Origin of the sequence: Paucibacter sp. DJ2R-2, assembly GCF_025717675.1 — a bacterium.
Taxonomy (GTDB): Bacteria; Pseudomonadota; Gammaproteobacteria; order Burkholderiales; family Burkholderiaceae_C; genus Paucibacter_A.
Window position 1 is genome coordinate 91,081 of sequence record NZ_JAJIRT010000009.1, and the last position, 20,178, is coordinate 111,258.

General features: G+C 64.0%; 16 protein-coding genes. 4 read left to right on the forward strand and 12 right to left on the reverse strand.

Going from position 1 to position 20,178, the window contains the following annotated elements; all coding sequences use genetic code 11:
- Positions 1 to 72: 72 nt before the first annotated feature.
- The 3 genes from dnaK to LNV28_RS19200 all read left to right on the forward strand — a co-directional run bounded on the left by dnaK (position 73) and on the right by LNV28_RS19200 (position 5,194).
- Entirely contained in the window at positions 73 to 2,034 is a 1,962-nt protein-coding gene (gene dnaK / locus LNV28_RS19190; protein ID WP_263519599.1) for a molecular chaperone DnaK, read from the forward strand.
- 127 nt (positions 2,035 to 2,161) lie between these two features.
- Positions 2,162 to 3,313: a molecular chaperone DnaJ gene (dnaJ, locus tag LNV28_RS19195; RefSeq protein ID WP_263519597.1), complete on the forward strand. Its 1,152-nt coding sequence runs from the start codon at positions 2,162 to 2,164 to the stop codon at positions 3,311 to 3,313.
- Between the two features lie 261 nt (positions 3,314 to 3,574).
- Entirely contained in the window at positions 3,575 to 5,194 is a 1,620-nt protein-coding gene (locus tag LNV28_RS19200) for a response regulator (protein ID WP_263519596.1), read from the forward strand.
- Positions 5,195 to 5,212: 18 nt separating this feature from the next.
- Here the strand turns inward: LNV28_RS19200 and LNV28_RS19205 are convergent, their stop codons facing one another.
- The 9 genes from LNV28_RS19205 to ppsA all read right to left on the reverse strand — a co-directional run bounded on the left by LNV28_RS19205 (position 5,213) and on the right by ppsA (position 16,608).
- The gene (locus LNV28_RS19205) at positions 5,213 to 6,367 is read right to left on the reverse strand and encodes a PA0069 family radical SAM protein (protein ID WP_411969996.1); all 1,155 of its coding nucleotides are present in this window, start codon (positions 6,365 to 6,367) and stop codon (positions 5,213 to 5,215) included.
- An 86-nt stretch (positions 6,368 to 6,453) separates the two neighbouring features.
- Positions 6,454 to 8,424, reverse strand: coding sequence for a 3'-5' exonuclease (locus LNV28_RS19210; RefSeq protein WP_263519593.1), 1,971 nt, complete (start codon positions 8,422 to 8,424; stop codon positions 6,454 to 6,456).
- 31 nt (positions 8,425 to 8,455) lie between these two features.
- Positions 8,456 to 9,922, reverse strand: a complete 1,467-nt coding sequence (dnaB, locus tag LNV28_RS19215; RefSeq protein WP_263519592.1) for a replicative DNA helicase — start codon at positions 9,920 to 9,922, stop codon at positions 8,456 to 8,458.
- A 248-nt stretch (positions 9,923 to 10,170) separates the two neighbouring features.
- Positions 10,171 to 10,623, reverse strand: coding sequence for a 50S ribosomal protein L9 (rplI, locus tag LNV28_RS19220; RefSeq protein WP_263519591.1), 453 nt, complete (start codon positions 10,621 to 10,623; stop codon positions 10,171 to 10,173).
- A 13-nt stretch (positions 10,624 to 10,636) separates the two neighbouring features.
- Entirely contained in the window at positions 10,637 to 10,927 is a 291-nt protein-coding gene (rpsR, locus tag LNV28_RS19225) for a 30S ribosomal protein S18 (RefSeq protein WP_102767400.1), read from the reverse strand.
- A 44-nt stretch (positions 10,928 to 10,971) separates the two neighbouring features.
- Positions 10,972 to 11,259: a primosomal replication protein N gene (gene priB / locus LNV28_RS19230; protein WP_263519588.1), complete on the reverse strand. Its 288-nt coding sequence runs from the start codon at positions 11,257 to 11,259 to the stop codon at positions 10,972 to 10,974.
- Between the two features lie 82 nt (positions 11,260 to 11,341).
- Positions 11,342 to 11,704 carry a 30S ribosomal protein S6 gene (rpsF, locus tag LNV28_RS19235; RefSeq protein ID WP_263519586.1) on the reverse strand — a complete coding sequence of 121 codons (363 nt, stop codon included), beginning with the start codon at positions 11,702 to 11,704 and terminating at the stop codon, positions 11,342 to 11,344.
- A 180-nt stretch (positions 11,705 to 11,884) separates the two neighbouring features.
- Positions 11,885 to 13,969 (reverse strand): sodium:solute symporter family protein, encoded by a 2,085-nt coding sequence (locus tag LNV28_RS19240; RefSeq protein WP_263569030.1) that lies wholly within the window; start codon positions 13,967 to 13,969, stop codon positions 11,885 to 11,887.
- Between the two features lie 230 nt (positions 13,970 to 14,199).
- Positions 14,200 to 16,608: a phosphoenolpyruvate synthase gene (ppsA, locus tag LNV28_RS19245; RefSeq protein WP_263519583.1), complete on the reverse strand. Its 2,409-nt coding sequence runs from the start codon at positions 16,606 to 16,608 to the stop codon at positions 14,200 to 14,202.
- A 208-nt stretch (positions 16,609 to 16,816) separates the two neighbouring features.
- Here ppsA and ppsR point away from each other — a divergent pair, with 208 nt between their 5' ends.
- Entirely contained in the window at positions 16,817 to 17,638 is an 822-nt protein-coding gene (gene ppsR, locus LNV28_RS19250) for a posphoenolpyruvate synthetase regulatory kinase/phosphorylase PpsR (RefSeq protein ID WP_263519581.1), read from the forward strand.
- Here ppsR and LNV28_RS19255 read toward each other — a convergent pair.
- From LNV28_RS19255 to lpxB, 3 genes are read right to left on the reverse strand one after another with little or no spacing between them, the layout of a single operon-like run.
- Positions 17,635 to 18,423: a TrmH family RNA methyltransferase gene (locus LNV28_RS19255; protein WP_263519579.1), complete on the reverse strand. Its 789-nt coding sequence runs from the start codon at positions 18,421 to 18,423 to the stop codon at positions 17,635 to 17,637. The two genes, ppsR and LNV28_RS19255, sit on opposite strands and share 4 nt — an antisense overlap.
- Complete coding sequence (gene rnhB / locus LNV28_RS19260) at positions 18,420 to 19,058, reverse strand: ribonuclease HII (RefSeq protein WP_263519578.1); 639 nt, start codon at positions 19,056 to 19,058, stop codon at positions 18,420 to 18,422. Before rnhB ends, LNV28_RS19255 begins: the two co-directional genes overlap by 4 nt.
- Positions 19,030 to 20,175: a lipid-A-disaccharide synthase gene (gene lpxB / locus LNV28_RS19265; protein ID WP_263519576.1), complete on the reverse strand. Its 1,146-nt coding sequence runs from the start codon at positions 20,173 to 20,175 to the stop codon at positions 19,030 to 19,032. Before lpxB ends, rnhB begins: the two co-directional genes overlap by 29 nt.
- Between the last annotated feature and the right edge of the window lie 3 nt (positions 20,176 to 20,178).

Consider the following 20,178-nt stretch of genomic DNA (forward strand, 5'->3'; position numbering starts at 1 on the left):
AGAAGCATCAGGCAGCCCAGGCTTCAACGAGGCAGGGCGCCGGCAACGCATCAAATTTTCAGGAGTAAGACCATGGGAAAGATCATTGGCATTGACTTGGGCACCACGAACTCGTGCGTCTCCGTCATGGAAGGCAACACGACGCGCGTGATCGAGAACGCCGAAGGCGCTCGCACCACCCCGTCCATCATTGCCTACCAAGAAGATGGCGAGATCCTGGTCGGTGCCTCGGCCAAGCGCCAGGCCGTGACCAATCCCAAGAACACCATCTACGCGGTCAAGCGCCTGATCGGTCGCAAGTTCACCGAGAAGGAAGTGCAGAAGGACATCGACCTGATGCCCTACACCATCACCGCCGCCGACAACGGCGACGCCTGGGTGGACGTGCGCGGCAAGAAGCTGGCACCGCCGCAAGTCTCGGCCGAGATCCTGCGCAAGATGAAGAAGACCGCCGAGGACTACCTCGGCGAGGAAGTGACCGAAGCCGTGATCACGGTGCCGGCCTACTTCAACGACGCCCAGCGTCAGGCGACCAAGGACGCCGGCCGCATCGCCGGCCTGGACGTCAAGCGCATCATCAACGAGCCGACCGCTGCAGCCCTGGCCTTCGGCTTGGACAAGCACGGCAAGGGCGACCGCAAGATCGCCGTCTATGACCTCGGCGGCGGCACCTTCGACGTGTCCATCATCGAAATCGCCGACGTTGATGGCGAAATGCAGTTCGAAGTGCTGTCCACCAACGGCGACACCTTCCTGGGCGGCGAAGACTTCGACCAGCGCATCATTGACTACATCGTCAGCGAGTTCAAGAAAGAGCAAGGCGTCGACCTGACCAAGGACGTGCTGGCCCTGCAACGCCTGAAGGAAGCTGCCGAGAAGGCCAAGATCGAGCTGTCCAACAGCGCCCAGACCGACGTCAACCTGCCCTATATCACCGCTGACGCGACTGGTCCCAAGCACTTGAACGTCAAGCTGACCCGCGCGAAGCTGGAGTCGCTGGTGGACGAGCTGATCGAGCGCACCATTGCGCCCTGCCGTACCGCCATCAAGGACGCTGGCGTGGCCGTCGGCGCCATCGACGACGTGATCCTGGTCGGCGGCATGACCCGCATGCCCAAGGTGCAGGAGAAGGTCAAGGAGTTCTTCGGCAAGGAACCGCGCCGTGACGTGAACCCGGACGAGGCCGTGGCCGTCGGTGCTGCGATTCAAGGCCAGGTGTTGGGCGGCGAGCGCAAGGACGTGCTGCTGCTGGACGTGACCCCGCTGAGCCTGGGCATCGAAACCCTGGGCGGCGTGATGACCAAGATGATCGCCAAGAACACGACCATCCCGACCAAGTTCAGCCAGACCTTCTCGACCGCCGACGACAACCAGCCGGCCGTGACCATCAAGGTCTACCAGGGCGAGCGCGAGCTGGCCCAGGGCAACAAGAGCCTGGGTGAATTCAACCTTGAAGGCATCCCGCCGGCACCGCGCGGCACGCCGCAGATCGAAGTGTCCTTCGACATCGACGCCAACGGCATCCTGCACGTCGGCGCCAAGGACAAGGGCACCGGCAAGGAAAACAAGATCACCATCAAGGCCAACTCCGGTCTGTCTGAGGCCGAGATCGAGAAGATGGTCAAGGACGCCGAAGCCAACGCTGGCGAAGACAAGAAGAAGGTCGAGCTGGTGCAGGCCCGCAACCAGGCTGATGGTCTGGTGCACAGCGTGCGCAAGTCGCTGAGCGAGCATGGCGACAAGCTGGAAGCCGGCGAGAAGGACAAGATCGAGGAAGCCATCAAGGCCGCCGAAGAAGCCATCAAGTCTGACGACAAGGCCGACATCGAAGCCAAGACCGAAACCCTGATGACGGCCAGCCAGAAGCTGGGCGAGAAGATCTACGCCGACGCTCAAGGCGCCCAAGCGGCCCAGGCTGCTGCAGCCGGTGCCGCCGGTGGCGAACAGCCCCAGCAAGCCCAGCAGGCTTCGGCCAAGCCGGCCGACGACAATGTGGTCGACGCCGAGTTCAAGGAAGTCAAGGACTCGAAGTAAGCAAGACCGTCGACGTGCCGGCCCCTGTTGGGTCCGGCCGTCATCGCCGCCGCGCCGCAGCCACGGAGTATTGATGCTCCCCACGCTCGACGCGGCGCTGTTGTTTTGAACCGCACGGACCCCGCCCATGGCAAAGCGTGACTATTACGAAATCCTCGGCCTCGCCAAGAGCGCCACCGAGGACGAGATCAAAAAGGCCTACCGCAAGCTGGCCATGAAGTACCACCCCGACCGCAACCAGGGCGACGGTGCAAAGAAGGCCGAGGAACAGTTCAAGGAGGTCAAGGAGGCCTACGAGATGCTGTCCGACGCGCAGAAGCGCGCGGCCTATGACCAATACGGTCACGCCGGCGTGGACCCCAATATGGGCGGTCGCGGTGGCCCGGGCGCGGAAGGTTTCGGCGGCTTTGCCGAGGCGTTTGGCGACATCTTCGGCGACATCTTCAATGGCGGCGGCGCCGGTGGTGCCGGCCGACGCGGCGGTGGCCAGCAGGTCTATCGCGGCAGCGATCTGTCCTATGCGATGGAGATCACGCTGGAGGAAGCGGCGCGCGGCAAGGAATCGCAGATCCGCATTCCGAGCTGGGAAGGCTGCGAAACCTGCAGCGGCACCGGCGCCAAGCCCGGCACCAGCGCCAAGAGCTGCGGCTCCTGCAATGGCTCGGGCACGGTCCATATGCGCCAGGGCTTCTTCTCGGTGCAGCAGACCTGCCCGCATTGCCACGGCACCGGCAAGATCATTCCGGACCCCTGCACCGCCTGCAACGGCCAAGGCAAGGTCAAGAAAAGCAAAACCCTGGAAGTCAAGATTCCGGCCGGCATCAACGAAGGCATGCGCATCCGCTCGGCCGGCAATGGCGAGCCCGGTGTCAACGGCGGCCCCTCGGGCGACCTCTACATCGAGATTCGCATCAAGCAGCACGAGATCTTCGAGCGCGACGGTGACGACCTGCACTGCACCATGCCGGTGGGCCTGACCACGGCCACCTTGGGCGGCAGCATCGAGGTGCCGACATTGGGCGGCAAGGCCGAGATCGAACTGCCCGAAGGCACCCAACACGGCAAGACCTTCCGCCTGCGCGGCAAGGGCATCAAGGGCGTGCGCTCGAGCTACCCCGGCGACCTCTATTGCCACATCAGCGTGGAAACCCCGGTCAAGCTGACCGAGCATCAGCGCAAGCTGATGAAGGAACTGGACAAGAGTTTCCGCGATGGCGGCGAGCGTCACTCGCCCAATGCCAAGAGCTGGACCGACCGCGTCAAGGACATCTTCAAGTGAGGCTTGAAGGCTCGGCGAGCCGAGCCTGACCCGCCATGACGGCGCCCTCGCTCCTCGGAGCCCGGGCGCTTTTTTACGCCCTCGTGCGGCCACACCCCGAGATCTGGCGGGCAATCACCTCCTTGTTGTCTTGTTCAGCAGGCTCAAGTCCAAGCGCCATGCAGCCGATACTTGCTAAGTGATACCCCATCAGCCCATCGAATCATCGCGCGCCCCAGGCAGGCCAGGCCCTGGGCCCGGCCGCGTACGCAAGGAGACAGCATGGCCCTGATGGACCGCGAGATCCAGAACGCCAGCGCGCTGATCATCGACAGCAACTCGACCTCGCGCAGCCTGCTTTCGGCCCAACTGCGCGACCTCGGCGTTCAGCAGGTGCGCCAGGCCTCGCGAGTCAGTGATGCGCGGGTGATCCTGGAGCACAAGACCTACGACATCGTCCTGTGCGACTACCACTTCGATGGCACCGATATGTCCGGCCAGGACCTGCTCGATGAATTGCGCCGTGAGCATCTGCTGCCCTACTCCACTGTCTTCGTCATGGTCACCGGCGAGGCCTCCTACGCCAAGGTGGCTGAAGCCGCCGAGGCCGCTCTTGACGCCTACCTGATCAAACCCTACACCAGCGCCTCGCTGGCCGACCGCTTGGCCCACGCGCGCCACCGCAAGCGCGTGCTCAAGGACATCTTCGAAGCGATCGAGAAGCAGGAGTTCGAAGCCGCGGCTGCACACTGCCTCAAACGCTTCAACGCGCGCGCCGAGTTCTGGCTCTACGCCGCTCGAATCGGCGCCGAGCTGCTCCTGCGTCTCAACCGCCACGAAGACGCGCACAAGCTGTACGACGCCATCATCGAAGCCAAGACCGTGCCTTGGGCGCGCCTGGGCGTGGCACGTTCCGAGCTGGCATCCGGCAATCTGGTCGCCGCTCGGCGCACGCTGGAAACCCTGATCGGCGACATCCCCGACCATGCCGACTCCTACGACGTCATGGGGCGCGTGCAGATGGAGCAAGGCGAGCTCAACGCGGCGCTGGAAACCTACCGCACGGCCGCCAAGCTGACCCCGGGATGCCTCTTGCGCCAGCAACGCTGCGGCAGCCTCGCTTTCTATGCCGGCCAACGCGACGATGCCCTGAAGATGCTGGAACGCACCATGGCCCAGGGCCTGCGTTCCAAGCTGTTTGACATGTTGACCCTGGTGCTGATCGGCCTGATGCGCTTCGACACCAAGGACAGCAAGGGGCTCAAGTATTCACATGACGCCATGGTCCAGGAGTTGGAGCGGCGCCCGCAGTCCAAGCGTCTGCAGCGTTTCGAGGCCGTGTTCCGCGGCCTGCGCTTTCTCTCCGAACACAAGGTAGGCAATGCCCTGGAACTGGCGCGCCAGCTGAGCCAGGAAGCCGATGCCGAGGACTTCGACCTGGAGGCCGGCAGCCTGCTGGTCGGCATCTGGATTCGTCTGTCCAAGCTGGCCATCCAACTCGATGAGATGGGACCCATCATCTCCAAGCTGGGCCTGCGCTTTTGCACCTCCAAGGCCAGCTCGGAATTGCTGGTCTCGGTGAGCGAGGACAACGAGACCGTGGCCAATGAGTTCCGCAGCTGCCACACCCGCATCTTTGGCGTGGCGGAAACCGCGATGCGGCATTCCATGCGCGGATCGGCCCGAACCGGCGTGGAGCTGCTGATCCAGCAAGGCGAGGCGACCCGCAACTCCAAGCTGATCGACATGGCCAGCCTGGTGCTCAAGCGCCACGCGGAAAAAATTGACGATGCCGATCAACTCGCCGAGCAGATACGCGTGCTGCAGGAACGCTATGTGATTCCGATAGCCAGCCTGAACAACCGCAACCGCGCCGCGGGCGGTCTGGCCCTGCGCACTTGACTAACTGAGCCGCCAGGCTCAGAACAGACTGCCTTGCTCGGGCTCGGTTGTGCTGCCGTCCGCCGCGGCACGGCCGGCTGGCCGGCAAAAGAGCGACAGATCGAGCGGCTGGCGTTCTCTCGACAAACCCAGACGCGCACAGGCCTTGTGCAAGCGCTGGGACAAGAGTTCGGCCCAGATACCCTCACCGCGCATGCGGCTGCCAAAGCGGGCGTCGTTGTCATTGCCGCCGCGCATCTCGCGCACCCGGGCCATGATGCGCGCGGCCCGCTCGGGCACATGGCGCTGCAGCCAGTCCTGGAACAGCGGGTTGACCTCCCAAGGCAGGCGCAGCGGGATGCAGAAAGCCGAGCGCGCGCCGGCCTCGGCGGCAGCCTCCAAGATGCGCTCCAGCTCAGGCTCATTCAAAAAAGGGATCAACGGCGACACGCTGACCCCGACCGGCACGCCTGCCGAAGCCAGGCTCTTGAGGGTGCGCAAGCGCCGCTGCGGCGAGGCCGCACGGGGCTCCAGGATGCGGGCCAGCGCCGGGTCCAGCGTGGTGATCGAGATGTAGCAAGACACCAAGCGCTGCTCGGCCATGGGCTGCAGCAGGTCCAGATCCCGCTCGATGCCCGAAGACTTGGTGAGCACCGAGAAGGGGTGGCGGTGCTCCTGCAGGACCTCAATCAAAGCCCGCGTCAAACCGAGCGTGCGCTCCACCGGTTGGTAGGCATCCGTGGCGGTGCCGAGGCAGGTCAGGCGTGGCACATAGGTCGGCTTGTCAAAGGCGGCCCGCAGTCGCTCGGCCGCATTGACCTTGGCAATGATGCGGGTCTCGAAGTCCAACCCCGGCGAGAGGTTCAGGTAGCTGTGCGTCGGCCTCGCGAAGCAGTAGATGCAGCCATGCTCACAGCCCCGGTAGGGGTTGATGGACTGGTCAAAGGGAATGTCCGGCGATTGGTTGCTGGACAGGATGCGCTGGGCGCATTCCTCGATGATCTGCGTGGCCGGCGGCAAGGCCTCAGGGTCGAACGATTGCGCCAAGGAACCCCAGCCGTCATCGAACTGTTCGCGCTGCTCGCCCTGAAAGCGATGGGCCATTGCCCAAGCGCTGCCCCGACCTTTCAGGGTGTCCGCGGCAATGTAGAGCGCTTGCGCCGCCTGAATGGGTGGGTTTGACCTGGATTTCATACTGTTTGTTTATACAGTATTCCAGGTTGACCCAGCACAAATAAACAGCCGCCGTTCAAGCAGCTGCGGACCGCACTCGCTCCGAACTACAGCACGCCTGCTTCGACCAGGAAGCGCGAAGGCGAATCAGTCTTGTAGGACAGGGTCAGGCGCTGGCGCGCACGCGTCATCGCGACGTACAGCAGATTGCGGTTTTCCGCGGCGCTGACATCGCCGACGAACTCGCCGCGCGAGAGATACGGGATCAGCACATGGTCGAACTCCAGGCCTTTGGCGGACTCGATGCTGGACAGAGTCACGCGGGTGTTCAGGCGCATGCGTGCTTGGATCTGATCCTGCAGATGAAGCACCCGGAAGGCCTCGGCCAGACCTTCGCCTTCGGCCACGATGGACTGAAGCAGTTGGTTGATGTTGTCCCGCACCTGCTGCACATCCTCTTTGCGCACCAGCACCGAACGCGCAAGGCCCTCGGGCTCCAGAGCGAGTCCGAAGCTGTTTCCGAAGTGCTGCAAGTCACCGGACTCCATCACCGCCATGGCCGCGCGCAGACGCTTCAAGGCGCGAGGCGAGGCATTGCGCAAGACCTGACCCTCGATGAAATCGTGCATGCCCTGCGGATGCTCCGTGGCCTCGGCAATGGCCTGACGCTGGGCGGTGACAGCGTCCACTTGTCGCAGCTCGCTGCTCTCGATCAAGGCGCCGGCGAACAACATCAGCGCGGCCAGGGTCTGCTCGCGCAGCGGCTTGCTCGCGAAGCCGCTGAAATCTCCGCTGCAGTAGGCGTACAGGCCGCGCACCAGCAAAACCTCGGGCCGGCGCAAAAAGGGCGCGAAGCCATCGACCCGGTAGTCCACCCCGAGCTTGAGCAACTCGCGCTCGATCAGGATGGACTGAGCCGGCCGCCGCAAGAGGATGCGCAAATCCTTTCGCTGCGTCTGGGCCATGTGCTCACGCGCCAGCCGAGCCACCATCTGCGCCATCACGCGCGGGGATTCGCAAGGCAGTGGCTCCACCTCGGTCGTGCAGTGCAAGGCGGCGGCATAGGGCTTGTTGTGCGCGAGGCGCCCGACCATCTGGGCCAGCTCCGAGCCGAAGCGGTGGCTAGCCGTCAGCGGCAAACGCAGCGGCTTGCCAATTTCCTGGACGAAGCAGTCATGCATGAAGGCCGCATCGGCGCCGGCCTGGGAGTGAATCACCTGGTCACGGTCGCCCACGCCGACAAAGGCCGCGCGCCGGTTGGCATCGAGCAAGCCCTTGAGCACGGTGAACATGGCACGGTTGGTGTCATGCATCTCGTCAACGACGATCAGCGCCAAACCCAGCGCCAGGGGCGAACCTTCGGGGGGAAGTTCTTCCATCAGCAGGGCGCGGGCCAGGTCGTAACAGGCGTCGCCCTCGAAGCGGAACTCAGGTCGGTCCGGATGGCCGCCTCGGCGAATGAACTCATAGGCCGAGCGCACCCGCAGGCTCAGGTAATCGAAACCCAGCTCCTCCGCCAATGCCGGGCTCATGGCCTCGTCAGCGGCCTGCAGCTCGATCAGCATCCGCCCTTTCAGCACCGCGAAAGTTCGCAGCAGTCCTTCGGCCAGAGCGGCAGGCGAACCGTCGACGCAAAGCTCATCGGGATGACGCTCACCCGGCAGGGTTTGCGCCCGCTCGATCGCCCGCAGCAGATAGGGCTTGACCTGCTCCAGGCGCTGCAGTGCCAGCGACCTGCCGCCTTCGAGGTCCTCCAGCATGGCCGTGCTGAACGATTCGAAGGTTTGGACTCGGATCGCATCCACCTGCTCGGCAGCCAGGCCGACCCAGCGCAGTTGCGTTCGCAAGGCCTGTACGGCCGGCTCGGTGTAGGTCAGCGCCAGAATCATGGCGGGGTCGGCGCCCCGCTGCAGCGCCTGCGCGATGCGCAGCGCCAGCGTGGTGGTTTTGGCGGCGCCTGCGTTGGCCTCGATCAGGACATGACGCGCCCGCGCCGCCTGTATGCGCTGCTGCTCCAACGTGGGCTCGAAACGCTGCGGCACATAGAGCAGATCCGGCAGGCTGGAAGGCTCGGTCACTGCGGGCGGCGCTGCCGCGGCGCCGCCGTCCTCAGTACTCGTCACCGACCGGGCTGACATAGTCCGGAGCCAGATTCTCGAACTTGGTGTGCATGCGCTGGAAGGCCAGCTTGATCGTGCCCACCGGGCCATTCCGCTGCTTGGCGATGATGATCTCGGCCACGCCCGGCTCCTTGCACTCTTCCTTGGTGTAGTACTCGTCGCGGTAGATGAACATGATGATGTCGGCATCCTGCTCGATGGCGCCCGATTCGCGCAGGTCGGACATCATGGGCCGCTTGTCGGGCCGCTGCTCCACAGAGCGGTTCAGCTGCGAGAGCGCGATCACCGGGCACTTCAGCTCCTTGGCCAAGGCTTTCAGGCCGCGCGAGATTTCGCCGATGACCGTGGCGCGGTTTTCCTCGTTGCCGCCGCCGTTGCCGCTCATCAGCTGCAGGTAGTCGATGATGATGAGGCCGAGCTGACCGCTGATGCGGGCCTGGCGGCGCGCGCGGGCACGCACCTCCGAGGGGCTCAGGCCTGGGCTTTCGTCGATGTAAATGGCTGCCTTGCCGAGCTTGTCCACCGCTTCCGAGAGGCGGCCCCATTCATCGTCAGCCAAGCGGCCCAGGCGCAAGCGGCTCTGGTCGATGCGGCCCACCGATCCGACCATACGCAGCGCCAGCTGAGCCGCGCCCATTTCCATGGAGTAGATGACGACGGGCAGGCCTTCGTTGATGGCGACGTTCTCGCCGATATTGACCACGAAGGCGGTCTTGCCCATGGAGGGACGCGCGGCCAGGATGATCAGGTCACCGGGCTGCAGGCCGGCGGTCTGCTTGTCGAGGTCGAAGAAACCGGTGCGCACGCCGGTCACGTCCTCGGCGCCGTTCTCGGCGAGCTCGTTGACGCGATCAATCAGCGCCACCACCAGGTTGTCCATGCTCTGGAAGCCCTGGCTGCTGCGGTTGCCTTCCTCGTTGATGCGGAAGATCTTGCCTTCGGCTTCGTCGACGATTTCCTTGACGGCCCGGCCTTGCGGGTTCATGGCCGCGCTGGCGATCTCGTCGCTGGCGGTGACCAGCTTGCGCAAGACGGCGCGCTCACGCACGATCTCCGCATAACGGCGCAGATTGGCGGCACTCGGCACACTCTGCGCCAGAGCATTCAGATAGGCCAGGCCACCGCACTCCTCGGCCTTGCCGAGCGAGGTCAGTTCCTCGAACACCGTGACCACGTCAGCCGGCTTGGCTGCGTTGATCAGCTTGCCCAGGGACAGGTAGATCTGCTTGTGCTCGAAGCGGTAGAAATCCGACTCGGTGAGCAGATCACCCGCCCGATCCCAGGCGCTGTTGTCGATCAACAGTCCACCCAGCACGCTTTGTTCGGCCTCGATGGAATGCGGCGGCACACGCAGGCGGGCCACTTCTTCATCGCGGCGATCGGCACCGCCGACGCTGAAAGAGCTCGAAGAGCCTGAAGAGTTGGGCAAGGGCGTGGGTGAAAAGGTCGCGCTCATGGCTGAAGGGGTCGCTGGTCGTACGGGATGGCGGGCTGCAAAGGGCTGAAAGCTGTGAACTGGAAACTAGGACCTGGAAACTGGGTACTTCGGGGCCAGACCCTCCACCAGCCTGCATTGTGGACAAGCCTGTGGATAGCCTGGGGGCAGCGCTGTATAAACCGCTGCCCGGAAACGCAAAAAGCCGACACTGCGGACAGCATCGGCTTTTTGACTGTCTGACCACTGACGGTCAGTGACGCCTGAGTTTACTCGGCGTCGCGCACCACTTGCACGCTGATTTCCACGACCACATCGGTGTGGGCAGCGACGCTGACGGTGAACTCACCCACGGCCTTCAGAGGACCGTTGGGCATGCGCACCTGAGCCTTGGCGATAGTGAAACCCAGCTTCACCAGGCCATCGGCCACGTCGGCGTTGGTGACCGAACCGAACAGACGGCCGTCCACGCCAGCCTTTTGGCTGATGCGAACGGTCTTGCCGGCCAGGGCTTCGCCCACGGCTTGTGCAGCGGCCAGCTTTTCAGCAGCGGCCTTTTCCAGTTCGGCGCGCTTGGCTTCGAACTCGGCGATCGCGGTAGCCGTGGCACGACGTGCCTGGCGTGTCGGGATCAGGAAGTTGCGTGCGTAGCCGTCCTTGACCTTGACGACGTCGCCCAGGTTGCCGAGGTTCGCGACCTTTTCAAGCAGAATGATTTGCATGTTGGGTTACTCCTCAGACCTTGTGCTGGTCGCTGTAAGGCAGCATGGCCAGGAAACGAGCGCGCTTGATGGCGACCGTCAACTGACGCTGGAAGAATGCGCGGGTGCCCGTCAGGCGAGCCGGCGTGATCTTGCCGTTTTCGCCGATGAAATCGCGCAGGGTGTCGATGTCCTTGTAATCGATCTGCTCAACACCGGTGACGGTGAAGCGGCAGAAACGCTTACGACGGAACAGCAGAGATTGGGTGTTGCGCTTGGGCTTCTTGTCTTTGGAGAAGCGACCCTTGCCACGTGGTGGTGCCATCGTATGACCTCTTTAATTTAATCCGGATTCGAACAATTCGGTGTTCAGTTGGGTGTCAGAGCGGTGAGGTGGAAGATCGTTCCACGGCCGTTCTTTTGAGCGCTGAGGAAGCCTGTGAACAGTGCATTTCCTCCCACTCCCAGCGACTGCAGACGTTTGCCGATTTCACCAATCGCGACCGCCTTGATTTCCATGGAAACCTTGCGGGGCTTGCCGGCTTCCTGCACCTGGGATTCATGCTTGAGCATGCAGTCCAGGGCCATCAATCCGGCCGGTGTGTATCTGACAAGTCCCAGCTCCAGCAGCTGTGCTTGCAAAACCAGTTGGTTCAAAGTGAAGAACGCTTGCCGGTCTTGGTTTGCACGCTGGTGGCCAGTGCGCTGGCAACCTTCATGAACACGGAGCTAAGCCTGATCAGGCCGTTGCGACTTGAGGCGCCTTGCGAGCGTCTTCGCGTTCCACGGTCTTCATCATCACCGAAGGCGTGGTCTCAGCCTTGGGCTTCACCACGGTCAGGTGGCGCAGCACGGCGTCGTTGAAACGGAAGCCGGTCTCGAGTTCAGCCAGGGTTTCCTTGCTGCATTCGATGTTGACGCACAGGTAGTGAGCCTTGGCCAGCTTCTGGATCAGGTAAGCCATCTGACGACGGCCCCAGTCTTCAATGCGGTGCACAGCGCCGCCATTGCTGGTGATCAGGGTCTTGTAGCGCTCCAGCATGGCCGGAACTTGTTCGCTTTGATCCGGATGGATCAGCAGAACGATTTCATAGTGACGCATAAATACTCCTTGTGGATTCCAGACTCGCCCGACGGTCGGTTGACCCTCTCGGTTCGCCTGAGGAAGCCGCGCCACAGCGTCAATTCACGTGGTCACGGCAAGGGGGAACTCGCGATTCTAGCGCAACTTGGTGGTTTGCGCCAGCTTTTGCCTCGGGAAGTTGCTTGAGAAGCTGGCGACCTAGGGCACGCCTACACCACCAGGCGCGGGGCTGCGCTGCGGCGGACTGCGCAGGCGATCGACCAACTGCGCTTGCTCCGCCGCCGGCCGCGGGGTGAAGCAGCTGACCAGCGCAATGGCCAGGAAACCGGCGGGTACCCCGAAGACACCGGCCGAAACCGGCGCGATGCCCCACAACAGCTCCGCCGGCCCCGGCACTCCCAGGGCGAGGCGCAAACTCGGGCTCGCCACCACCATGTAATAGAGCGTGACCGCCAGACCGGTCAGCATGCCGGCCACAGCCCCCCAGCCGTTGGCGCGCCGCCAGAAGATGCCCAGCACCAGGGCCGGAAAAAAGGTCGCCCCGGCAATCGAAAACGCCGAGGTGACGAGCAAGAGGATGTCGGCCGGCCTTTGTGCCGCCACTGCAGCGGCAGCCAGCGCTGTAGCCAGAAGCAAAGCCTTGGACAAGGTGACGCGCCGCGTCATTGAAGCATTCGGGTTGAACAGGCGGAAATAGACATCGTTCGACAGGGCCGCCGAAATGGTCAGCAGCAAGCCGTCGGCCGTAGACAGCGCGGCCGCGAGGCCGCCCGCGGCCACCAGCGCCGAGATCACGAAAGGCAAGCCCGCGAGCTCGGGCGCCACCAGCAACACGATGTCGCCGCTGAGGCGCAGCTCACCCAGCTGCAAGAGCCCATCACCATTGACATCGCTGACCGACAGCAAACCGGGGTCAAGGCGAGTCCACTGCATGATCCAGGTCGGCAGCTGGTCAAAGGCGGTACCCACCAACTGCGTGAAAATCTCGTACTTGACCATGACCGCCAAGGCTGGCGCCGTGAAGTAGAGCAAGGAGATAAAAAACAAGGACCACGCCACCGACTGGCGCGCCTCTCCCACAGTGGGCGTGGTGTAGTAGCGAGTCAGCAGGTGCGGCAGGCCCGCAGTCCCCACCATCAAGCAGAACACCAGGGCCAGAAAGTTGCGCCGAGACTCATCGAACTTGAGGCGATCGGCGGCATCACCCTCGGGATCGCCGGCAAAGGCCAACGCATGGGGCGGCATGCCCGCCAGGGGCTGGGCCAGGGCGGTATTGCTGGCGCGACCGCGCTGCCATTGCTCGCTGGCTTCGGTCGGTGTGCGCGGCAAGGCCGCCTGGCTCTTTTCGGCGGCCTGGATGGCGGCCAGAGAGGCGTCCTGCGCCTTCAACAACGCGACTTGCCGAGCGGCCTCCGCCCGGTCCGCGGCCAAGGCTTGGGGCACGTCGCTGAGCTTGCGTTCGAAGCTGGCGGCGCGCTCGATGAAGACCGCCCTGACCTGCAACTCGGCCGGGTCCTGATTCAATCGTTGTTCGGTGGCCGTGATCTGTTGCAGCTGATGGCCATAGACCCACTGCGGCCAGGGCACGCCGGTCTGCTTCAGGCACATCCAGATCACCGGCACCAGATACGCAATCAGCAGCACGATGTACTGCGCCACCTGCGTCCAGGTGACTGCGCGCATGCCACCCAGGAAGGAGCACAACAGGACGCCCCCCAGGCCGAGAAACACGCCGATCTCGAAACTGAAACCCGTCAAGCGAGCGGTGATCAGGCCGACCCCGTAAATCTGGGCAACGACGTAGATGAATGACACCAGCGTGGCCGCCAAAGCTCCCAACAGGCGCGGCGCCATGCCGCCGTAGCGAGCACCGAGGAAGTCTGGGATGGTGTATTGGCCGAACTGGCGCAGATAGGGCGCCAGACACAAGGCCACCAGGCAGAAGCCCCCCGTCCAACCCAGCACATAGGCCAGACCCCCATAGCCGCTCAGGTACAGAGTGCCCGCCAAGCCAATAAAGGAGGCTGCGCTCATCCAATCGGCGCCGGCGGCCATGCCATTGAAAATGGCAGGCACGCGCCGCCCGGCGACGTAGTACTCGTCGGCGTCGGTCGTGCGGCTGAACAGGCCGATGCAGGCATAGACACCCACGGTCGCCGCGAGAAAGCTGATGCCAATCGCGTTCTTCGACAAGCCCAGTTGCTCCAGCAGGGCCAGCCCCAACAGGAACAGCACAAAGCCCAGGGTAAAGCCCAGATAGATGCGCTTCAGGCGCGCGGCCAAAGGCTGCTGAGCCTTGGCGCCGCCAGGAGGGTGAGATCGAACAAGGGCCACGGACAAATAGGGGTCAGGTCTGCAACAGGGGAAAACTCAGGCCACATCATGCGAGCCAGCAGGGGCGACTGTCGATACCGGAAACCCGGCCCCGCAGCGCGACCGACATGCTGCCCGGCGCCACGCAAGAAAAAAGGCCCGCACGAGGCGGGCCTTTCAAGAACAGGGTTCAGCTCAGCTCAACGCTTGGCCAGACGCTGCCAGGTCTCGATCACGGTGTCCGGATTCAAGGAAATGGAAACAATGCCCTCGCTGGCCAGCCAGTCGGCGAAGTCCGGGTGGTCGCTGGGCCCTTGGCCGCAGATGCCGATGTACTTACCGGTGGCGCGGCAGGCGGTGATGGCGCGCGAGATCATGGCCTTGACGGCAGGATCGCGCTCGTCGAAGTCACCGGCCAGTTGCTCCAGGCCGGAGTCGCGGTCCAGGCCCAGGGTCAGCTGGGTCAGGTCGTTGGAGCCGATCGACATGCCGTCGAAATGCTCCAGGAACTGCTCAGCCAGGATGGCGTTGCTGGGCACCTCGCACATCATGATGACGCGCAGGCCGTCCGTGCCGCCATCAGCGGCACGCTTGAGGCCGCGCTCGGCCAGCATGCCGACCACGCGTTCGGCCTGGCGCACCGTGCGCACGAAGGGCACCATGATCTCGATATTGCTCAGGCCCATATCGCTGCGGGCGCGCTTGAGCGCCTCGCACTCCATGGCGAAGGCATCGGAGAACTCGCCGCTGATGTAGCGCGAAGCGCCGCGGAAGCCCAGCATCGGGTTCTCTTCATCGGGCTCGTAGCGCGAACCGCCGATCAACTTGCGGTACTCATTGCTCTTGAAGTCCGACAAGCGCACGATCACCGGGCGCGGGTAGAACGCAGCCGCAATGGTGGCGATGCCTTCGACCAGCTTGTCGACGTAGAAAGCGCGCGGCGAGGCGTGGCCGCGGGCCACCGACTCGACCGCCTTCTTCAAGTCAGCATCGATATTCGGATAGTCCAGGATGGCCTTGGGGTGGACGCCGATATTGTTGTTGATGATGAATTCCAGGCGGGCCAGGCCGACACCTGCGCTGGGCATCTGGGCAAAGTTGAAGGCCAGCTGCGGATTGCCAACGTTCATCATGATCTTGATCGGGCAGTACGGCAGTTCACCCCGATGGACTTCGCTGACTTCCGTTTCCAGCAGGCCGTCATAGATATAGCCGGTGTCACCTTCCGAGCAGGCCACGGTCACCAGTTGACCATCCTTCAGCGTCTCGGTCGCGTCACCGCAACCGACCACAGCCGGAATGCCCAGCTCACGCGCGATGATGGCAGCGTGGCAGGTACGACCACCGCGGTTGGTGACGATGGCGGCGGCGCGCTTCATCACCGGCTCCCAGTTCGGGTCGGTCATGTCGGTGACCAGCACATCTCCAGGCTGGACACGTTCCATTTCGCTGATGTTGTGCACCAGACGCACCGGGCCGGTGCCGATCTTCTGACCGATCGCGCGGCCTTCGGCCAGCACGGCGCTGTGGCCCTTGAGCTTGTAGCTGTGCTCGACCTGGCCTTCGGCCTGGCTTTTCACGGTCTCGGGGCGTGCCTGCAGGATGTAAAGCTGGCCATCGACACCGTCGCGGCCCCACTCGATGTCCATGGGGCGCTGGTAATGCTGCTCGATGATGAGCGCGTACTTGGCCAGCTCGATCACTTCCGCATCGTTGAGCGAATAGCGGTTGCGCGCTTCCGGCAGGGTGTCCACGGTCTTGACCAACTTACCCGAGGCGGCCCGCTCTTCCGGCGAGGAGAACTCCATTCGGATCAGCTTGGATCCGAGGTTACGTCGGATGATGGGGAGTTTGCCTCGGGCCAAGGCCGGCTTGTGCACATAGAACTCGTCGGGGTTGACGGCGCCCTGCACCACGGTCTCTCCGAGGCCGTAACTGGAGGTGATGAAGACCACATCCTTGAAGCCAGACTCGGTGTCGATGGTGAACATGACGCCGGCCGAACCGAGGTCGGAGCGCACCATGCGCTGCACACCGGCTGACAAGGCCACGTCGGCGTGGGCGAAGCCCTTGTGAACGCGGTAGCTGATGGCGCGGTCGTTGTAGAGGGAGGCGAACACCTCCTTCATCTTGTGCAAGACCTCTTCGATGCCCACCACGTTCAGGAAGGTCTCCTGCTGGCCGGCGAAAGAGGCGTCGGGCAGGTCTTCTGCCGTGGCCGAGGAACGCACGGCAAAGGACACGCCGGGGTTGTCGGCGGTCAGCTGCGCAAACGAGGTGCGGATCTCTGCTTCCAGGTCGGCCGGAAAGGGCTGCGCCTCCAACCAGCCGCGAATCTCAGCACCGGCCTCGGCCAGCGCGCGCACATCGTCGGTGTTCAGGGTCGCCAGGCGCGCCTCGATGCGCTTGTCCAGGCCTTCGTGCTTGAGGAACTCACGGAAGGCGTGCGCGGTGGTGGCAAAGCCGCCAGGCACGCGAACGCCCGAATGGGCCAGTTCCGAAATCATCTCGCCGAGGCTGGCGTTCTTACCGCCAACGACCTCGACGTCGCTCATCCTCAGATTCTCAAAGGGGACGACCAGGGCGGTCGGCTCATAGCGTGCAGACATGGGAAAACTCCGTGATGTTGAAAATTCCGGAGTCCCGCCGGGGCGCCCGCAGCGCCCCCCATGAATTGCAGCCACGCGGCATCCCGGCCGATTCTTTGTGATTCTGTTTGTGAGACGGGGATGGTCATGGCGCGAAGGCAGGACATTTCGCGCGATTCTACGGGCAGGCCCGACTTATGATGAAGAAAGACTCTAGAGCATTCCGACCATGCCCAATCGCACCGTGTACTTTGTCTCGGACGGCACCGGCATCACCGCCGAGACCTTTGGCAACTCCATCCTGGCCCAGTTTCCTGGCAAGCCGCGCCATGTGCGCCGGCCCTTTGTGGACACGGCCGAGAAGGCCCACCAGGTGGTGCACGAGATCAACCAGACCAGCGAGCAAGAAGGCCGGCGCGCCATCGTCTTCGCCACCCTGGTCAACCGCGAGGTGCTGCAGGTCGTGCGCGAGCATTGCAAGGCCCGGGTGCTGGACATGTTCAACACCTTCATCGAACCGCTGGAAGAAGAGTTCCAGGTCAAGAGCAACCACCGGGTCGGCCGCTTCTCGGATGTGGCACGCAGCCAGGAGTACCACGACCGCATCGAGGCCATCAACTTCTCGCTGGCCCACGACGACGGGCAGTCGGCCAAGAACCTGGAGTCGGCCGATGTCATCCTGGTCGGCGTGTCGCGCAGCGGCAAGACACCGACTTCGCTCTACCTGGCCATGCAGCATGGCATCAAGGCCGCGAACTATCCGCTGATCCCGGAAGACTTCGAGCGAAGCAAGATCCCGTCCATGCTGGAGCCGCACAAGCGCAAATGCTTCGGTCTGACCATCGACCCTGAGCGCCTCTCGCAGATTCGCAACGAGCGCCGCCCGGGCAGCAAGTATGCCGACCTGATGAACTGCCGCTACGAGGTCAATGAGGCCGAAGCCATGATGAAGCGCAATGGCATCGCCTGGCTGTCATCGACCCACAAGTCGATCGAGGAAATCGCCACCACCATCCTGCGCGACATCCGGCCGGATCGACTGATCTACTAGCCCTGCGCCACCAAGCGCTGGCGCGCCGACTCGTACAGGCAGATGGACGCTGCACTGCCGACATTCAGCGATTCTTCCCCACCAGGCTGAGGAATGCCGACCGTCAGGCTGCAGCGAGCCATCAGCTCCGCCTGAACGCCCTGCCCTTCATGGCCCATGACCCAGGCGCAGGGGCTGGGCAGCTGGATCTGGTGCAGTTGCGCTTCGGCATAAGAGCTGGTGGCCACCAGCGGCAGCTTCAAGGCGGCCAGGTCTTCGGGCGCCAGGCCCTCGATCAGACGCAGACCGAAATGCGCGCCCATGCCGGCGCGCAAGACTTTGGGTGACCACAGAGCCGCCGTGCCCTTGAGCGCCAAGACCTGGCGAAAACCCATGGCCGCCGCGCTGCGCAAGATCGTGCCGACATTGCCGGCGTCTTGCAGGCGGTCCAGCACCACGGTGTCCGCCTCGGGGGCCAGGTCTTGCCCGGCGTCCAAGGGCACTTCAAAGCCGATCTGCGCCGGTGACTCCAGGCCGCTGATCTGCTTGAACAAGGCCAGGGGTACGACCAACTGGCGCGGTGCCGCGTCACCCAGGGCGCGCAACACCGGGTCCGCCGCGGCCGCCTCGGTCAGCACTGCCTGCAGCACCGGATGGCCACGTTGCAAGCAGGCGCGTACCAGATGGTCGCCCTCCAGCCAGACGCTGCCCAGCTTGCGATAGGCGCTGCCGTCCTGGCTGAGTTTGCGCAGGCGTTGCAAGGCGGGGTTGTCCCGCGAGGTGATGTGAAGAATCTGACTGCTCATGCGCTCTCGATGATCTGGCGCACCGGGCCGAAGCTGCGTCGGTGCCAGGCGCTTACACCGTGGCTGCGCAGAGCCGCCAGGTGCTCGGCCGTGGGGTAGCCCTTGTGGCCGGCAAAACCGTATTCAGGGTGCAGTTCGTGCATGGCCATGCATTGGCGGTCACGCGCCACCTTGGCCAAGATGGAGGCCGCCGAGATCGCCTGCACCTTGGCGTCGCCCTTGACGATGGCCTCGGCCGGAATCTTGAGCACGGGCAAGCGGTTGCCATCGACCAGCACCTTGGCAGGCTTCAGGCGCAGGCCCTCGACCGCGCGCTTCATGGCCAGCATGGTGGCCTGCAGAATATTCAGGCGGTCGATTTCTTCGACGCTCGCTTCGGCGATGCAGCAGCACAAGGCTTTGGCACGGATTTCGTCGAACAGGCGCTCGCGCTTCTTTTCGGTCAGAACCTTGGAGTCGGCCAGGCCCAGGATCGGGTTGGCATCATCGAGGATGACGGCAGCGGCCAGCACCGGGCCAGCCAGGGGCCCGCGGCCAGCTTCGTCGACGCCGGCCAGCAAGCCGATGCCATCCCAGCTCAAGCCCAATTGCTGAGGCTCACGGGAATCAGCAGCCGAGGACTTGCGCGATCGCATCGCAGGCCTTTTGCGCGGTATTGCAGCGCAGCAGCTCATGTTGTTGCTGAAACACTGCCCGCGCCCGCTCGCAGCGCGGCGCGTCGTCCAGCCAGGCCAAGCCTTCATGCGCCAGCGCCTCGGGCGTGCACTGATCCTGGATCAGCTCGGGCACGATGAACTCACGCGCCAGCACATTGGGCAGGCCCACCCAAGGTTGGTAGTTCTTGCCCTTCATGCGCCACCAGTTGAGCGCGTGCATGCGATAGGCGATCACCATGGGCCGCTTGAACAGCGCCGCCTCCAGCGTGGCCGTGCCGCTGGCCACCAGGGTGATGTCGCAGGCGGCCAGGGCCTCGTGCGAACGACCATCCAGCAGATCAAGCTTCAAGCCCGACGCGTGCCGAGCCACCAGCGGATCAATCAGCGAGCGCAAGCCCGGCGCCACCGGCATCACAAAGCGCAGCTCGGGCCGCGCGCGTTGCATCAGGACGGCGGCGCGCAGCAAGGGCTCGGCGATATAGCGGATCTCGCTGCGGCGGCTGCCGGGCAACAAGGCGACGACGGTGTCAGCATCGCCTAACTTCAGAGCCGAGCGGGCCTGCGTTTGCGGTGGCTGCAGCGGAATCGCATCGGCCAAGGGGTGGCCCACATAGCTGGCGCCGATGCCGTGGGCCTGCAAAAGCTCAGGCTCAAAAGGGAACAAGCACAGCACATGGTCGGCCGAACGCTTGATCTTCTCGACCCGCTCGGCGCGCCAGGCCCAGATCGAGGGGCAGACGAAATGCACCGTCTTCACGCCCGCTTCGCGCAGGCGCTGCTCCAGGCCGAAATTGAAATCGGGCGCGTCCACGCCGATGAAGGCGGCCGGCGGCTGGGCCAGCAGGCGGTCGCCCAACTGGCGGCGGATGGCCAGCAGCTCGCGGATATTGAGCAAGGCATCGACATAGCCAAACACCGAGAGCTTGCTCGATGGCCACCAGGCTTCGAAGCCCCGGGCGGCCATGCGCGGGCCGCCAATGCCCTGGGTCTTGAGCTCGGGCCAACGCGCTTGCAGGCCCTGGATCAGCAAACTGGCGAGCAGGTCTCCGGAAGCCTCGCCGGCCACCAAGGCTAGGCTCAGCGAAGGCTCAGCCATGGG

What these genes read in the sequence shown, in the direction of transcription:
- LNV28_RS19200 (WP_263519596.1), top strand. Translation starts at nt 3,575, where the DNA reads ATGGCCCTGATGGACCGCGAGATCCAGAACGCCAGCGCGCTGATCATC.
- dnaJ (WP_263519597.1), top strand. Translation starts at nt 2,162, where the DNA reads ATGGCAAAGCGTGACTATTACGAAATCCTCGGCCTCGCCAAGAGCGCC.
- LNV28_RS19255 (WP_263519579.1), bottom strand. Translation starts at nt 18,423, where the DNA reads ATGAGCAGTCAGATTCTTCACATCACCTCGCGGGACAACCCCGCCTTG.
- lpxB (WP_263519576.1), bottom strand. Translation starts at nt 20,175, where the DNA reads ATGGCTGAGCCTTCGCTGAGCCTAGCCTTGGTGGCCGGCGAGGCTTCC.
- rnhB (WP_263519578.1), bottom strand. Translation starts at nt 19,058, where the DNA reads ATGCGATCGCGCAAGTCCTCGGCTGCTGATTCCCGTGAGCCTCAGCAA.
- ppsR (WP_263519581.1), top strand. Translation starts at nt 16,817, where the DNA reads ATGCCCAATCGCACCGTGTACTTTGTCTCGGACGGCACCGGCATCACC.
- LNV28_RS19205 (WP_411969996.1), bottom strand. Translation starts at nt 6,367, where the DNA reads ATGAAATCCAGGTCAAACCCACCCATTCAGGCGGCGCAAGCGCTCTAC.
- rpsR (WP_102767400.1), bottom strand. Translation starts at nt 10,927, where the DNA reads ATGGCACCACCACGTGGCAAGGGTCGCTTCTCCAAAGACAAGAAGCCC.
- dnaK (WP_263519599.1), top strand. Translation starts at nt 73, where the DNA reads ATGGGAAAGATCATTGGCATTGACTTGGGCACCACGAACTCGTGCGTC.
- rpsF (WP_263519586.1), bottom strand. Translation starts at nt 11,704, where the DNA reads ATGCGTCACTATGAAATCGTTCTGCTGATCCATCCGGATCAAAGCGAA.
- dnaB (WP_263519592.1), bottom strand. Translation starts at nt 9,922, where the DNA reads ATGAGCGCGACCTTTTCACCCACGCCCTTGCCCAACTCTTCAGGCTCT.
- rplI (WP_263519591.1), bottom strand. Translation starts at nt 10,623, where the DNA reads ATGCAAATCATTCTGCTTGAAAAGGTCGCGAACCTCGGCAACCTGGGC.
- ppsA (WP_263519583.1), bottom strand. Translation starts at nt 16,608, where the DNA reads ATGTCTGCACGCTATGAGCCGACCGCCCTGGTCGTCCCCTTTGAGAAT.